The 16,119-nt window shown below is 55.8% G+C and carries 12 protein-coding genes and 3 pseudogenes; 5 read left to right on the top strand and 10 right to left on the bottom strand.

The annotated features are described in order from the left end of the window. The first annotated feature begins 74 nt into the window (after positions 1-74). Positions 75-269, top strand: a pseudogene (locus H6973_05635) (transposase family protein). 126 nt (positions 270-395) lie between these two features. On the opposite strand, the pseudogene H6973_05630 reads toward H6973_05635, so the two are convergent. Then, positions 396-1,323 (bottom strand): annotated as a pseudogene (locus H6973_05630) (IS1595 family transposase). Positions 1,324-1,659: 336 nt separating this feature from the next. Between H6973_05630 and H6973_05625 the strand changes: the two are divergent. Then, the gene (locus tag H6973_05625) at positions 1,660-2,745 is read left to right on the top strand and encodes a helix-turn-helix domain-containing protein (protein MCP5125118.1); all 1,086 of its coding nucleotides are present in this window, start codon (positions 1,660-1,662) and stop codon (positions 2,743-2,745) included. Here H6973_05625 and H6973_05620 read toward each other — a convergent pair. The 5 genes and pseudogenes from H6973_05620 to lptD form a co-directional block, all read right to left on the bottom strand. Beyond that, positions 2,699-2,947: a hypothetical protein gene (locus tag H6973_05620; protein MCP5125117.1), complete on the bottom strand. Its 249-nt coding sequence runs from the start codon at positions 2,945-2,947 to the stop codon at positions 2,699-2,701. The two genes, H6973_05625 and H6973_05620, sit on opposite strands and share 47 nt — an antisense overlap. A 20-nt stretch (positions 2,948-2,967) precedes the next feature. Further along, positions 2,968-4,142: pseudogene (locus H6973_05615) on the bottom strand (IS630 family transposase). Positions 4,143-4,254: 112 nt separating this feature from the next. After that, on the bottom strand, positions 4,255-5,040 hold the full coding sequence (gene rsmA, locus H6973_05610; GenBank protein ID MCP5125116.1) for a 16S rRNA (adenine(1518)-N(6)/adenine(1519)-N(6))-dimethyltransferase RsmA: 786 nt from the start codon (positions 5,038-5,040) through the stop codon (positions 4,255-4,257). Then, a complete protein-coding gene (locus H6973_05605; GenBank protein MCP5125115.1) occupies positions 5,037-6,101 on the bottom strand; it encodes a peptidylprolyl isomerase in 1,065 nt (354 codons plus the stop codon). The genes rsmA and H6973_05605 overlap by 4 nt, the downstream gene beginning before the upstream one ends. Before the next feature lie 21 nt (positions 6,102-6,122). Then, entirely contained in the window at positions 6,123-8,402 is a 2,280-nt protein-coding gene (lptD, locus tag H6973_05600; GenBank protein MCP5125114.1) for an LPS assembly protein LptD, read from the bottom strand. Between the two features lie 211 nt (positions 8,403-8,613). On the opposite strand from lptD, the gene H6973_05595 reads away from it, so the two are divergent. Together H6973_05595 and H6973_05590 are read left to right on the top strand one after the other, a co-directional pair. Beyond that, a complete protein-coding gene (locus H6973_05595; GenBank protein MCP5125113.1) occupies positions 8,614-9,621 on the top strand; it encodes a phosphotransferase in 1,008 nt (335 codons plus the stop codon). Continuing rightward, positions 9,618-10,310: a nucleotidyltransferase family protein gene (locus H6973_05590; GenBank protein MCP5125112.1), complete on the top strand. Its 693-nt coding sequence runs from the start codon at positions 9,618-9,620 to the stop codon at positions 10,308-10,310. Before H6973_05595 ends, H6973_05590 begins: the two co-directional genes overlap by 4 nt. Before the next feature lie 15 nt (positions 10,311-10,325). On the opposite strand, the gene H6973_05585 is transcribed toward H6973_05590, so the two are convergent. From H6973_05585 to glyQ, 4 genes are all read right to left on the bottom strand, one after another. After that, positions 10,326-11,087, bottom strand: a complete 762-nt coding sequence (locus H6973_05585; protein MCP5125111.1) for a 1-acyl-sn-glycerol-3-phosphate acyltransferase — start codon at positions 11,085-11,087, stop codon at positions 10,326-10,328. A 55-nt stretch (positions 11,088-11,142) separates the two neighbouring features. Further along, a complete protein-coding gene (gene gmhB, locus H6973_05580; protein ID MCP5125110.1) occupies positions 11,143-11,682 on the bottom strand; it encodes a D-glycero-beta-D-manno-heptose 1,7-bisphosphate 7-phosphatase in 540 nt (179 codons plus the stop codon). A 174-nt stretch (positions 11,683-11,856) separates the two neighbouring features. Beyond that, entirely contained in the window at positions 11,857-13,932 is a 2,076-nt protein-coding gene (locus H6973_05575; GenBank protein ID MCP5125109.1) for a glycine--tRNA ligase subunit beta, read from the bottom strand. Beyond that, a complete protein-coding gene (gene glyQ / locus H6973_05570; GenBank protein ID MCP5125108.1) occupies positions 13,925-14,851 on the bottom strand; it encodes a glycine--tRNA ligase subunit alpha in 927 nt (308 codons plus the stop codon). The genes H6973_05575 and glyQ overlap by 8 nt, the downstream gene beginning before the upstream one ends. A 260-nt stretch (positions 14,852-15,111) precedes the next feature. Between glyQ and H6973_05565 the strand changes: the two genes are divergently transcribed. Then, on the top strand, positions 15,112-16,119 hold the full coding sequence (locus H6973_05565; protein ID MCP5125107.1) for an SLAC1 anion channel family protein: 1,008 nt from the start codon (positions 15,112-15,114) through the stop codon (positions 16,117-16,119).

Raw genomic sequence — 16,119 nt, 5'->3', positions numbered from 1 at the left:
TCGCGCTATGCGGGGGGTTGACAGAAGATGGAGGGCTGGGATAACGGAACCTGGTTATTGGATGGAGAGGACTGATATTGCCCCGATGACTCGACCCGCGCCCCTATTTCGCCGGCCTACCTGATCCGCGCCGCAAGACCCGGAACAAGCTCCATAAACTCCATGATATTCTGATGATGGTGCTCTGTGCGGTACTCAGTGGTGTGGAAGACTGGGTGGGGATGGCGGACTTTGCCGAAGAGAAGGAAGCCTGGTTACGGGGATTTTTAGGTAGTGTTCTAGACTTGGATATGCTATAGCAGTCCTATACAGGTTGTGGAATATTCATATACCAACCACGCTTTCCAAGATTGAAAACTTTATGGCTCAATATGGATTCCAGTCAGTTGGCGTTGTTAGGCGACCAGCAGTTCCAAGAGAGGTCTGAGCAAGCCTTTGCCCCGAATGCGGACGTTATGCACGAACTGAAAGAAGCCCAGGTAGAGCGGCAGCTTTTCTTGCGAAATTCCTCGATGGGGTCGCAACCAGGAACGCAACAGGGACCAGAAACCCTCAGCGGTATTAACATGAATCTCATGGAAGCCATCGCCATCGTCGTCGCGGGCGTATTCACCCCGGCTGTGACACACCGTATGATGATCAAAGCCCCAATCCTTCAATGGGTTATAGATTGCATATTCATCGGTATACACCCGGGTTCCCGGGGCGATGAAAGTCTGAAGGAGCGGTTGGATGGTCGCTTGCTGGACATTATCCAGCATCCGGACGACCACCGCGCCGCCGCGCTCAATCATGCCGAGAATCGGCGGCTTTTCCTGCTCCAGGGTGCCTCGACCCCGTGCCCCCTTCAGCCGGCGACGCCGCCCGCGGCGGCCTTTTTTTTCACCGCGTCCGGATGCCCTTTATGCCCGGCCACCATATAGACCTCGTCGCATTCCACTTCCCCCGCCAAGGTGGGTTCGGGTTGGCGGGCGACGATACCTTGGCGCAGTTGCTCGGTCATCCGCTGCACGTCTCCGGATTCAACGCCAACTCTTGGGCAATCTGGGCATTAGACAAGTTCAAACCCATAAAATATAAACATAATATCCAAATTCGTAACGGCGGGTGGTGGCCGGCCAACACCGTCCCGGTTAGATCGTCAAAAGAGCGATGGCACCCGGCACACCGATATTTCTGTCGCGCCGGTTGGGTCGTGTCGTGACCCTGCTTCGTCACGTTCGCCGCCCCACAATGGGGGCAGTGAACCCCATCGGGCCAGCGCAGTTGGCGGACCGTTTCGTAACACCGGACATCGTCCAGTAGATTCTGAAGGTTGATCATCGACGGGAAACCTGGAGCGCGGCGGTTCAAAACCTCTTCAGTGTAGCTCCTGTCCCTTGGCAGGGCGAGCCATCTTCAACAGCCTGGAATCCATATTGAGCCTCAATTAAATCAGAGTCACGAAACTTGGTGGTGTCCCTCAGTTTACGTGATGAGCTAAGCCAGTGACGACGACAACATGTATCCTCATTGTGATTGTGGTGTTAATCACTGACCGGGGATCTTATGAAGTGGGAAACGCTCTACTGCCCCAATCGTTCCTGTCACCACTACGGTCGGCCCTTTGGTCAAGGGTTGTTGGTCAAAAATGGTTCCAGTCACGGGAAAAAGCAGGCGTTGTGTCGTTCGTGCGGGAGGAGAGTGTCCTTGACGTACGGAACTGCGTATTTTGACCTCGAGGCCGACCCCGCCGTTTTCGAACTGGCGATGCGGGCGTTGGCGGAGGGAAATTCCATCCAGGGTACGGCACGAATCGTCCAGATCGACAAGGATACGGTTTGTGCGTGGTTGACTCGGGCCGCCCAGCAATGTCGTTTGGTGGTTTTGTCCCATTGGCGCGAGCTGACGGTGACCGAGTGTCAACTGGATGAATTGTGGAGCTTTGTCCATACCAAGGACCAGAATCTGCCGATGGCGCAGCAATGGTGCGAGACGGATGGCGATGCTTGGGTGTGGGTCGCCTTTGCGCCCGAATGGCGCCTGGTGGTAGGGTTTGTCGTGGGCCAGCGCACGCAGGCTCAGGCGAACCTGCTCCTGGAGCGCGTGGTGTATGTGACCGACGATCACGTCCCCTTCTTTACTAGCGACCAATGGCCGGGCTATCCCAGCGCCTTGCTCCATGCCTATGGGGAATGGTATCAGCCCGAGCGCCAAGGGACGCGAGGACGATATCCGGCCCCACGGTGCCGCCCACCGCCGAATTTGCTGTATGCTCAAGTGGTTAAGCGACGTGAAAAAGGACGGGTGGTCGAGGTGACCCGTAAGAGGGTCTGGGGAAGCGCGGACGAGCTTCAGGCGCGATTGGCCGCATCCGCCACCAGCACGACGATCAACACGAGCTTTGTGGAGCGGGATAACCTGGCCTGGCGCGAACACAATCGGCGGTTGGCTCGCAAGACGACCGCGTTTTCCAAGCAACGGTCGTGGATGGAAAAGCAGGTGTGGCTGTCGTTGGCTTACTACCATTTCTGCTTGCCCCACCTGAGCCTGCGTGAGGAATTGCCCACCCCGGAACCGACCCGAGGCAACGGATCGCCCCGTAAATGGCGGCCTGTCACGCCGGCCATGGCGGCGGGGATGACCGATCATATCTGGACCACGGCGGAGTTGCTGGGCTTTCGGGTACCCGCACCGTTTCTGAATACCTTGGAAACCATCAAACACTTGTTCCCCGCACTCGACGATGCTCATCACGTAAACTGAGGGACACCACCCGAAACTTTCTTGCACGAAATTTCGCTCTTTTCTTTGGTTTAACATCACCTGTTTGCAAATACTGACGAATCCAACGATTCAGGGTGTCCATCCCGATTTTGAATAAGGTAATTATGTCAATTTTCGACGTACCATTCAAATAATTCTGTATCACTCTTGTTCTTAAATCTTCACTATATGGCTTGGACATTGAGATACTCCTTAGTTTGTCTAGTGGGCTGACACAGAAGTTTTGACAGGTTCAGAGGTTTCTAGGTCCACCGGGGTTTCAGAAGATTTCAAGGGAGGATAGAGGCGCTTGAGTTTGACCCGGGCCAAGTCGGTGCCGAACTGCCAGTGGATTTTGGTCTGACGTAGGTTGCGTGGGCCTTGCCAAGCGGCGATTTCCTTCCGCAAAGTTTCGAGGTTCGCAATGCGGCGATTCAAACACTGGCCGGCGAGAACAGCGAACTCACATTCCGCCATATTGAGCCAACTGCCATGCTTGGGGGTGTAATGAAATTCGAGCTTGCGGGTGATCCGGCGGGCTTCCTCTGGAGAAAAGACACTATACAAGGCCGCAGGAGTGTGGGTATTGAGGTTATCCACGACCAACCGGATTCGCTCCGCCTTCGGAAAGTACACATCAACGAGTTGCTGCATTTGCTGGGCAAAATCGCGTTTGGTGCGCTGTTTCGTGACATTAACATGACGCCACCCGCGCAAGGGTTGTACGAATAGAAATAAATTGGCGGTGCCTTCGCGTTTGTATTCACAGTCATAGCGCGCCGGTTGACCCGGGCGGGCGGGTTGAGGACAGCGGGTTTCGCTGGTCAATTGCACCGGACTTTCATCGAAGCACACTTGGGGGTATTGAGGATCATCGGGTTCGGCGTACAGGTCCAACACATCCTCCATATGCCAAACATAATCGGGACTGACACTGGGAATACACCATTCTTGACGTTGCCAGGGTTTGAGGTCGTTTTTTTAAGGATGCGCCGCACACTCTCACGGGAAATGGCTTCGATGGGCCGGAGTTCCATGAAGCGGTCCGCTAACAATTGGAGAGTCCACTGACAACGGCCAGCGGGCGGGGTACTACAGGCCAAGGCGACCAGAAAGGCGGCCTGTTTGCCGGTCAAGGCCGGGGGCAAACCGACTCGTGGCCGCTCGCTTAACGCCGCCAGCAACCCTTCGTCGACAAACCGTTGACGGGTACGATGAACGGTCGAAATCCCCAAGTGAAGGCTTTGGGCAATGGCCTCATCCGTCGCCCCTTCCGCAGCCTGCAGCAACACATGGGCACGGGCAACCTTGCGCGCCGCTGCCTTGCCTTTATGAATGACCTTCAGCAGGTCTTCCCGCTCCTCTTCAGTTAGATCAACCAGATACTTGTGGGCCATGGTGATTCCTCCTGTTGATCTCAACCATAGGGCACCCACCGCTACCTGTCAAAACTTCTGTGTCAGCCCACTAGTTTCTCTATTATATAATAACTAACAAAAAACTGTTTGACTATAAGACGTTACTTAACGCCGCGAACGCCGCCAAATCGAGGGTTTCAGGGCGGATGCTTGAATCGACGCCAGCGGCTTCAATATGCGCAGCGTCCAGCAAACCGCCAAGACTGTTGCGCAGGGTTTTGCGCCGCTGGGAAAAGGCTTGACGCACGATTTCAGCAAAACGCCGTTCGTCCTGCACGACAACCGGTAGTGTTTCACGTGGAACCAGGCGCACGACGGCTGAACGAACCTTGGGAGGGGGGCGAAATGCCTGCTGTCCGACCGTGAACAGGCACTCCACTCGACAACGGTATTGCAACATCACCGACAGTCGGCCATAAGCCGGATCGCCTGGATTCGCCGCCATACGCTCCACCACTTCCTGCTGCAACATAAGGTGCAAGTCATGGAGATATTCAGCTTGCGTCAGTAAATGGAACAACAGCGGCGTGGAGATGTTGTAGGGCAGATTACCGGCAACGCGCAATCGGGGACTATGACCACGCAGCGCAGCGAAATCGAATTTCAATGCATCCGCCTGATGGATGCGCAGCATTCCCAAGCCAGCGCAGCGCGATCGCAGGGGGTCCAGCAGATCGCGATCCAGTTCCACGACATCCAGTTCGCCAACCGCCTGCAATAACGGTCGAGTCAGCGCGCCCAGGCCAGGACCGATTTCCACCAAACATTCGCCAGGCTTAGGATGAATCGCTGCAATAATGCGCGCGATAATGTCGGGATCGTGCAGAAAGTGTTGACCAAAGCGTTTGCGTGGCGAATGCCGAATAGCAACGCTCATGGCGTCGCAGTAGCAGACTGAGCGGTGCGCAGGCGAACCTCGACGTAGGCTTCATCACGCAACCGGCGCAGCCATTGCTCCCACTCTTCGTCGGAACGCCGCCGGAATAGCGCTTCACGCACCCGGTCACGATCCATGCTGCCGCCCGTCGAGACCGGGGTATCTGGACTTGAGGCGTTGCCGCCTCGCATATCCAGCAGTTTAACGATGTGAAATCCGCTTGGACTGCGAATCAGCTCACTGAACTGCCCCGGCTGCAATTTAAGTACGACATCGGTGAACAAGGTCGGTAATTGATCTGCGCGTCGCCAACCCAGGTCACCGCCTTCCAGGGCCTGCTGACCGGCGGAAACACTAGTGGCCAGCCGCCCAAAATCCTCACCCTGACCCAATCGCGCCAGTACATCTTCTGCTTTGCGCTTGGCAGTGGCAATTTGCTCTGGGAAAGCCTCTTCCGGCACAGCGATCAGAATCTGGGCAATACGATATTCAGCGCCACGACCGCGACCGCCACTCATTGGATTAATTTGCCCAGTTAATTGGGTTTGCACACTCTCTACGTCCTGATCGGAAATCTGAATCTGGCTGTCCACCGCTTTCTGTCGCAATCGAGCAGTCATCAATTCCCGACGTACGTCATCGCGGAATTTGGCGAAGCTAATGCCATCCTTTTCGACCGCTTGCTGTAATTGAGTCAGACTCATGTTATTGCGCCGGGCCAGATTATCAATCGCGGCATTCAGGGTGGCGTCATCGACCGTGATTCCGTTGCGCTCGGCAGTGCGCAATTCCAGTTGGGACAGAATCAGGCGCTCCAGCACCTGATGTTCCAGATCGGCTCTGAGAGGAATCGACGCCTTGTTCTGACGCATCTGGCGTTCGACCAGCGACATAGCGGCGTCCAGCTCCTTGCGAGTAATCACGTCGTCGTTGACTACTGCGACAATGACATCCAAAGTACTGGCCGTTCCTTCAGGACCGGGACCAAACACTAGTTGCGCCTGACCGGGAACAGGCAGGACGCACAGACTAAGCAACAGGAAAAAAAGCAGTTTGTTCATGCGGGTCATCAGCAGTAGGGCCTAATAGCGGATCGGTTGATAGCCAAGAATGGAACTCTGCAACACTGTTTCAAGACCTCCACCTAATCGGGACAGACCTTTCAATTCCAATTCCAGGTAAAACCCGGTCTTTGCATCGGGATCCACTGGGCTGTCGCGATACTGACGGGCGGCCGTTCGCACAGCCCAGCAACAATCCTCGTATTCGAGTCCAGCTAGAGTTTCAAGATTCCGGCTGACATTCATGGCTTGATTCCAGCGGGCCATGACCCGCCATTGCGAAGTCAACGGCCAAAGTAGCGATATGTCTAGCGAGTGAATTTGATCGTTGGCATCCGGAGACTGTTCCGACGGATCGCGGTCCAGCAGGTAAGATAAATTCACCAATTGTCGAGGATTGGCGTAATAGCGCAGATCGAATGCGCCACGTAATAAATCCTGATTATCCGGTTCCAGTTGCACGCTGCCCTGCACCGACCAGCGAGATGATAGATTCAGTTGCCCCTGGGCAATCAATCCTGAACTGTCTTCAGTCGCCGGCGGTGTGTCGGGATATAGGGTCACTCGACGATCCTCAAAGTACTGAATTTGGCCAATACTGGCGCGCAACCGTTCGCGTCCACTGGCGTCATCGAGAATCCGCGTGGTCAATGCCGCAGTCAACTGATTGGCGTCGCCCATGCGGTCAGCACCGATAAAGCGGTTCTTGCGGAACAGCCAGTCGTGGTCACGATCCATCCGGCTGCTGTCGAACAGTGGGATGTTATCCTGACTGCGATAGGGGACATAAAGATAGAACAGCCGAGGTTCGAGGGTCTGCGTTCCCGAAGCAACGCCCAGCCAGTGAGCTTGCAGGGGCCGGTCAAAAGTCAGGCCGCTGTCCAGGCTGAGTATGGGCACACTGCGCGAGGGCGCATCATCGGCATTCGGTTCGGTATTGTCGAGTTGGTAGCCGGTATAACGAAAAGCGGCCTCGGGCTTAAGATGACCCCAGGGCTTTTGCAGGGTCCAGCCGATGGTCGGCCACAAATCCAGGCGTCCCCCGGTGACCACATCGGATTGCTCGAAATGCACGAATTCGCCGTAGAGTCCATAGTCGAAGCCACCCGCGCCGGTTGGCCATGCGCCATCGAACAGCAGTTGTGGCAGACGCTGATAGGGCTTGCCCGTGGTGGCGAATAATTCCGGCGTTAGAATCTGGTAACCCTGGACGCGCGCCAACGCACGCCAGTTATTTCCTTCATAACGAGCGTCCAGATGGCGCTCCAGATAATTGACGGTTAGAAACTCCAGATTATTGTTCAGGTCCCGCAGATAATCGTCGTCGGAAACGTATTCATAACCCAGGTCTGTATAAAAGTTCGGCAATGGCGCGGCGCGGTCGCTGATCTTGAACGAGCCACGATCGCCATCGTAGCGACGGTCGTGCGGAATATACTCAGCGTCGATTTCTCCCTGGCGACCGGGATACAGATAGCGGTATTCCGCGCCCAGCAACAGCCCACGCGCCGTCATCAGGCGTGGCGTAATCGTCATGTCACGGTTAGGCGCGATATTCCAGTAATAGGGGACCTGCAGATCGAAACCGGTCTCGCTGCTGTAACCCTGACGCGGAAACAGGAACCCTGACTGCCGTTCATCGGTGATAGGGAAGGACAAATAGGGAAAATAGAGCAATGGGGTATCATGGAAAGCGATGCTGATGTGGGTGGCTGAACCACGGCCGCTGGCCTGATCCAGTTCCAGATCGCGCGCGCGCAACTTCCAGAATTCCTGGTCGCGCGGACAGGTGGAATAGGTCGCATCCTCAAGCTGGCTGCGTTGCTGACGCCGATCCATGCGTACTTCATCTGCATGACCCTGGGCATTACGGCTCGGCAGATAATAATCCGCATCCTTAAACCAGCCGGTTTCGTTATTTAAATCGACCTCGGCCTGCTGGCCACGGATGGCTTGATCTGGATCGCCATAGATAAACCCCTGCTCAATCCGAGCCCGATTATCAGGACGCTCCAGGATAATCTGATTAGCGCGCAACTGTTGGCTCCCACGGAACAGGTTGACCTTGCCTTCCAGCACCGATTGATTAGGAGAGGATTCGACCCGATCAGCATCCGCCTGGAGTGGCGACTCATCTGACGGAGGCGCATTCGGCAATGCAGGAACGATGTCCAACGCAAGTGCGTCGGGTTCGCAACGCGCCCAGGGATTGAACGGGTTAGTAGATTGCGCCTGTACGCTGGTCAATGATGACAAGACCAGCATGGCGCCGATAATAAATGTTGGATAATACGGCGTCACGGAGCAGAATTTTACGTGTTGATGGAAGTGCCTTAACATCGCATAGATTGAGCTTTGCTGCAATCAAGTATGAGGTATCAGGTTTCAGGCTCCAGGTTTCACGAATTCATGTTTCACGTGAAACCATGGATAGATTCCAGATTTTGGCGGAAATATGACGCCCGATACCCGATACCTGATACCCGATATCTTAAAGGATGGAGTCAATTTTGTGAGTGATCGTGAGCAAGTGCTGCGTGAGTGGCTAAATGAAGTTTTAGCAATGAGTCCCCGCCGGATTGCCCCTGCCTCCAGCGACGCCAGTTTCCGCAGCTACTTCCGGGTTTGGTGTGATGACCAGACGCACATCGTTATGGACGCGCCTCCGGATAAGGAAGATTGCCGGCCCTTTGTCGCGATTGCCCAAGCTATGCGCACATTAGGATTGAATACGCCAGAAGTGTTAGCCAGTGATCTCGATCTGGGATTGTTATTATTGACCGACTTGGGTTCCCGCCAGTATTTGGCTGAACTGGATCAGCAGAGCGTTCCCAACCTGTATGCGGATGCGCTTGAAGCGCTGGCGCGGTTGCAAGTCGGCGGTGATCCGGCTTCGTCATTGCTACCCCCCTACGATTCTGCGTTGTTGCATCGGGAGATGGAATTGTTCCGCGAGTGGTTCCTGGGGAAATTGCTGGGTCTGGAACTCAGTGCGGATGAACACCATATTCTCGACCAAGCCTTTGCTGTGTTGACGGATAACGCCTTGGCGCAACCGCGTGTCTGGGTTCACCGGGACTATCACTCCCGTAATCTGATGATCACGGATCTGGATAACCCAGGCGTGCTGGATTTCCAGGATGCAGTTGTCGGCGCTGTCACTTACGATCTGGTCTCGCTGCTGCGCGATTGCTATATCGCTTGGCCGCGCGAGCAGGTAGAGATTTGGGTGCTGGATCACCGGGCGCGGTTGCGGGCGCTCGGCATGACCGGGCTGGAGGATGCCGATCAATTTCTGTGCTGGTTCGATCTGATGGGCATCCAACGTCACCTCAAAGCAACCGGTATCTTCGCCCGTCTCAATTTACGCGACGGCAAAGCAGGTTATTTACCCGATATTCCGCGCACCCTGGGCTACGTTTTGGAAGTGGCGAACCGTTATCCCATAATGGCTGATTTATGCCGCCTGTTACGGGTACGGGGCGTGGATCGCTGGAGACCGGCGGATTTTCTGCGATGAAAGCAATGATCCTGGCTGCCGGACGCGGAGAGCGGATGCGTCCCTTAACTGACCATACGCCTAAACCGTTACTACCGGTGGCTGGACGACCGTTAATTGTCCATCACCTGGAAAGACTGCAGGTAGCCGGCATTGTCGAGGTCGTGATCAATACGGGTCATCTGGGTGAACAGTTGCCGGCGGCGCTGGGGAGCGGCAGCGCATGGGGTTTGAACATCGCCTGGTCGCCGGAACCGCCCGGCGCGCTGGAAACCGGCGGCGGCATCTTTCAGGCTTTGCCTCTGCTCGGTCAGGAATCCTTTATAGTCATCAACGGCGATATCTGGACGGATTATCCTTTCACCCAATTACTGGATACGCCCAACGGTCTGGCGCATCTGGTGCTGGTAGACAATCCACAGCATCACATTGGGGGCGATTTTGCCCTACTGGAGAATAGACGGGTCATGGAACAGCCATCGCCACGCCTGACCTTTAGTGGCATCAGCGTTCTGCGCCCTGGGTTGTTTAAGGATTGCCAACCGGGCCGGTTCCCATTAGGCCCTCTGTTACGCAGAGCGATAACGATGGGCCAGGTCAGCGGCGAGCATTACCGAGGCGGCTGGCGCGATATCGGCTCGCCGGAACGACTGGCGGAATTGAATATGGCGTTGAGTGCTTCCAAACAGCAAGTAGCGAGTAGCGAATAGTCGATGGGCAATCATTCACTCCCCTCGCTCGCTGCTGCTGGGAGAGGGGTTGTGAGAGAAGGCGCTCTCTTCCTCAATACGTTCCATCGTCTTTTCAATCCAGTCTTCCACCTGTTGGGTCAAATCCTGGGGTGAATGACCAGTGCTAGCGAGCAAAGGGCCAAAGACCACTTGAATGGTTCCAGGGCGTTTGATAAATCCCCCGCGTGGCCAAAACTTCCCTGTGTTGAGCGCGACCGGCAAGATGGGACAGCCGCTGCGCACCGCCAGCACGGCGCCTCCCATGCCATAGCGCTTACGAACTCCCGGCGCAACCCGGGTGCCTTCGGGAAAGATCAACACCCATTGTCCCTGATGAAGATATTCCACACCCTGCCGGATGACTTGCTTGACCGCCGAGGCACCTGCCTGACGGTCAATGGCGATTGGTCGTAGCAGCCACAACGCCCAGCCAAAGAAAGGTATCCAAAACAACTCACGTTTGAGAACCCACGCGATTGGCGGCAGACATTGGTGGAAAAATAGTGTTTCCCAGGTGGATTGATGCTTGGCCATGACGACGACCGGACGGTCAGGAATATGTTCGATGCCGACAAGTTGGTAATCAATCTGACAGGTAAGATGCAACCACCCAATATTGAAACGGGACCAAAGTTGGGACAAGCGATAACGCCAACGGAAGGGCATGGGAAAACTCAAGATTACCAACGAAGCCACGATCACTGTCGACGTCACCATACCGCATGAAAACAGTAGCGAACGCAGGAACAGGTTCAAAGTCACGGGTTGAGCAGAGGCGTGAGTAGACATGGTTTGCAGGATCGGCGCCCCTTCATTGCATAGCGATGAGATAATCGGCTACCGCAGCTAGATCATCGAAGACTTGAACATTCGCGCAACTTTCGGCCTCCTGTTCCAGAGTTGTCGCGCCTTTGCCGGTGCGCACCAGCAGGGGCCATGCATTCGCCGCACGAGCAGCCCGGATGTCGCGCAAGCTATCCCCGACAATTGGCACACCTTGCAGTTCGCATTTTAAGCGCCGGCTGATTTCCAGGAACATACCTGGATTAGGCTTGCGATAGGGATTGGCCTCATCGATGTCCGGGCAGAAAAATATCGCATCAATTAAACCACCGGTTTCCTGCGCTAATCGATGCATTTTTTTGTGGATGAGATTGAGTGTTTCCAGATCAAATAATCCCCGACTCACGCCAGATTGATTGGTCGCAACCACGACTCGATAACCGGCATGACTGAGCCGGGTCACGGCTTCCAAACTGCCAGGAATCGGTACCCATTCATCCGGAGATTTAATGAAGGCGTCGGAATCTTCGTTGATCACGCCATCACGGTCCAAAATAATCAATTTCATGTTCATTCAAGGCTAAAGGCTAAAGTGTTTCACGTGGAACCAGGGAAGGTTCCGGTTTCAGGTTGCAGGCTCCAGGTTGCAGGTTGCAGGTTGCAGGTTCTCTTGTTCCACGTGAAACGATGAGCAGATTCCAAGTTTTGGCAGATACCTGATGCCTGCCCCCTGATGCCTTCTTCAATCCTGTAAGCGTGAGAAATCCGCTACGCGTAAAAACAGGCTACCGAGTTCGTTCAGCAATGCAATCCGGTTATCGCGTACTACAGGATCCTCCGCCATCACCAGCACCTGATCGAAGAATTGATCGACCGGCTCACGCAGAGTAGCTAGTCGGTTTAGAGCCTCCCCGTACAGACCGGCTTCCATCAGCGGTATCACCTCCGAGGAGAGTTCCACGAGCTGGCCAGCCAACGCCTGTTCCGCTTCTTCTTTCAGCAAATCAGGGCGAACCTCAAAGGGCAACGCGGTTTCGATTTTGCGCAGGATATTGCGGATGCGTTTGTTAGCAGCCGATAGGCTGGCGGCTTCCGGTAATTGGCGAAAAGCGCTGACCGCTCGCACGCGATGATCGAAATCCAGGGGACGAGTCGGCTGGCATTCCAGCACGGCTTCAAACGTATCTGGATGAATGCCCTGATCCAGATAGTAACCGCGCAACCGGTCCATCATGAATGCAAGGACAGTCTCAATCGCGGGTTTGGCGTGGAGGGAGATATCGAAGTTCGCGGCAGCGTGTTCCAGTAGCGCGCGCAAATCCAGATCCAGCTTGCCTTCGATCAAGATACGCAAGACGCCAAGCGCAGCACGGCGCAGCGCGAAAGGGTCCTTTGCGCCGGACGGTGCTTGGCCAATGGCAAAGATACCGATCAGCGTATCCAGCCGGTCAGCCAGGGCGATGCTGCGTCCCGTGTCGGTTGCCGGCAACCGGTCGCCCGCGAAACGCGGCAGGTAGTGTTCCTCGATGGCTTGAGCGACTTCGGACGCTTCCTGATCGTGCAGGGCGTAGTAACGGCCCATGATGCCTTGCAGTTCGGGAAATTCCTGCACCATTTGCGTCATCAGATCGCATTTGGCCAGCCGTCCGGCCCGTTCCGCCCAGTCGGTGTTGTTATGGCGTTGTTCGGCGATGAAGCGCGCCAAGCGAGCCACTCGGTCGCTTTTATCAGCCAGACTGCCGAGTTGATGCTGGAACACCACATGTTTGAGCGTCTCAATATGCGTAGCCAGTGGCTGCTTGCGATCCTGATTCCAGAAAAACTCGGCATCGCTGAAGCGCGGACGGATGACGCGCTCATTACCAGCGCGCACCTGATCTGGATCCTGGCTTTCCAGGTTGGCGATGGTGATGAAATGGGGCAATAATCGACCGTGGACATCCACTACCGGGAAGTAGCGCTGGTTATCCTGCATGGTGCTGATTAGCGCTTCGGCGGGCACGTCCAGGAAGCGTCGTTCAAAATTGCCGGCCAGCGCCACCGGCCATTCGACCAGCGCTGTGACCTCATCCAGTAGTTCCAGTTTGATGACCGCCACGCCGCCCAACTCGGCAGCGACTGCTTCGGCTTGCGTCCGGATGGCCGCACGGCGTTCGTTGAAATCGGCAATCACTTTGCCTTCGGTCGCCAGAGTCCGAGCATAGCGGATGGGAACGGTCAGGCGAATCGGGCGTGGATGATGAAAGCGATGGCCGCGCGTTTCCCGACCGGTTTGGACACCCATGATCGTCGCCGGGATCACTTCATCGCCGAACAACAATACCACCCAATGCACCGGGCGCACGAACTCGTCGTCGCGATCACCCCAGCGCATCCGTTTGGGAATGGGTAGATTGGCTAGCGCTGCTTCGACAATACCCGGAATCAGCTCCGTCGTAGCAGCGCCGGGTTCATGGTTGACGTGTACGAGCCAGACGCCCTTGTCGGTTTGCTGCTTTTGCAATTGCGCCACAGTGACGCCGCAGGAGCGGGCGAAGCCCTCGGCGGCTTTGGTCGGTTGACCATCTGGACCAAAGGCGGCGCTCAGGGCCGGTCCCCGCCGTTCCAGTTGCTGGTCGGGCTGGCGCACCGGCAGATGGTCGACAAGGACAGCCAGCCGGCGCGGGGTGGCGAAACGATGGATCTCGCCGCCGGTTAAGTCCGCTTTTTCCAGCCCTTCGCGAATGCCTTGTTCAAACGCTTCGGACAGCGTCGACAAGGCTTTGGGCGGCAATTCCTCGGTGCCGATTTCAATCAGCAGATCGCGGATGTCAGGCATGGGCGGCCTCCAGACGCGCAGCAGCGACGGACTGACACATGGGAAAACCCCGGACGGCGCGGGCATCGTAGTAGGCTTGAGCAACGGCGCGCGCTAAGGTGCGGACGCGCAGGATGAAACGTTGCCGCTCGGTGACCGAGATGGCCTTGCGGGCGTCCAGCAGGTTAAAGGTATGAGAGGCTTTGAGCGTCATTTCGTAAGCGGGCAGGGGCAGGCCGAGTTCAATCAGGCGTTTGCTTTCGGCTTCGCAGGTGTCGAAGGCGACGAAGAGCGCGGTGGTGTCGGCATGTTCAAAGTTGTAGGTGGACATTTCCACTTCGTTCTGGTGAAACACATCGCCGTAGGTGACCCGACCCAGCGGGCCAGCGGTCCAGACCAAGTCAAAGACGCTTTCCACGCCTTGCAGATACATGGCGATGCGTTCGATGCCGTAAGTGATTTCGCCGGTGACCGGTTTGCAGTCCAGGCCGCCGACCTGTTGAAAGTAGGTGAACTGGGTGATCTCCATGCCGTTCAGCCAGACTTCCCAGCCCAAGCCCCAGGCACCTAGGGTCGGGGATTCCCAGTTGTCCTCGACAAAGCGGATGTCGTGGATCAGGGGATCGAGGCCCAGTTCCTGGAGCGAGCCGAGGTAGAGGTCTTGCAAGTCCAGTGGGGAAGGTTTAATAACGACCTGGTATTGGTAGTAGTGCTGCAGACGATTGGGATTTTCGCCGTAACGGCCATCGGTGGGACGGCGGGAAGGTTGCACGTAAGCGGCGCTCCATGGTTCAGGGCCAATGGCGCGCAGGAAGGTCGCCGGGTGAAAGGTTCCCGCACCTACTTCCATATCGTAGGGTTGCAACAACACGCAACCTTGGCGTGCCCAGTAATCTTGCAAGGCCAGGATCAGTCCCTGGAAAGTCGAAACGTCGCGCACGGGCGCCTCCAAAAGCCAAAGGGGAGCATGAGCTGTCCCCAGGTTTTCTCGTCATGATCGGAGGTGAAGTATAGCGCGATGATGGGGATGGGTTCACATAGCTTAAAGGTAACTACCTATGATCACGCGATGTTCGACTTTAATTAAGTGATCAAGCCTATTATCTTGGACATGTCATCCTGCTTGACCATCATAATATTAGATTATGCTAATATAACTATCGAACTGCATTCCATCTTTGGTAGCACAGGATTGATAACATGAACACCGCCTCCCCAACATCCCCCGTGCCGACTGCCGCACCCAGCCCGGCAACCACGCATTTGTGTCTCGAACATTTTCCCATTGCATTTTTCTCAACTGTCATGGGTCTAGCCGGTCTCACTCTGGCCTGGCAGAAAGCTCACGCAGTCCTGGGAGCGCCGCCGATCATCAGCGCGGGTTTGCGTGGCGCAGTCACCGCCTTGTTCATTATTTTGCTGATTTTTTATGGCTTGAAAGCCTTGCGTTATCCACAAGCTGTCGTTATGGAAATGCGTCACCCCATCCGCATTAACTTTTTCCCTACTGTATCGATTTCCTTGTTGCTGCTCGCTATTGTGTATCTGGAGAGAGCGCCTGAAGCCGCATTCTGGCTGTGGATCGCCGGCGCTCTCCTGCATCTGGGATTCACCCTGGCCATTTTCGGCAGTTGGATTCACCATACTCACTACGATATCAAACACGCTAACCCGGCCTGGTTTATTCCGGTGGTTGGCAACATTGTTATCCCGATTGCCGGGGTGCGGCTGGCCTCGCCGGAATTGTCCTGGTTCTTTTTCAGCATTGGCCTGGTGTTCTGGATCGTGTTAATGACCATCGTGCTGTATCGACTGTTTTTTCACGAGCCGCTGCCCGTGCGGTTAGCGCCGACCCTGTTCATTTTGTTGGCGCCGCCCTCGGTGGGCTTCATCGCCTATCTCGCGTTGACTGGCGAACTAGACGCTTTTGCCCGCATCTTGTATTACAGCGCATTGTTCCTGGGCCTGCTCCTGGCGAGCAACGCCGTGCGTTTTTTACGCCTGCCCTTCTTCATCTCCGCCTGGGCTTACTCTTTCCCACTAGCGGCGCTGACCCTGGCCACATTGATCATGGGCGCCCGCCTGCCTAGTTTAATATTTGATCTCCTTGGGATCGGACTGCTAGCGATTCTCTCACTGGTCGTTGCCGTTCTAGTGTTTCGCACAATCGTTGCCATCCAGCGTCGGGAAATTTGCGCGCCGGAGTAG

The sequence above is a fragment of the Gammaproteobacteria bacterium genome (genome assembly GCA_024235095.1).
Taxonomy (GTDB): Bacteria; Pseudomonadota; Gammaproteobacteria; order Competibacterales; family Competibacteraceae; genus UBA2383.
The sequence above is the reverse complement of the archived record's forward strand: the minus strand, read 5'-3'. Positions and strand labels throughout refer to the sequence as shown.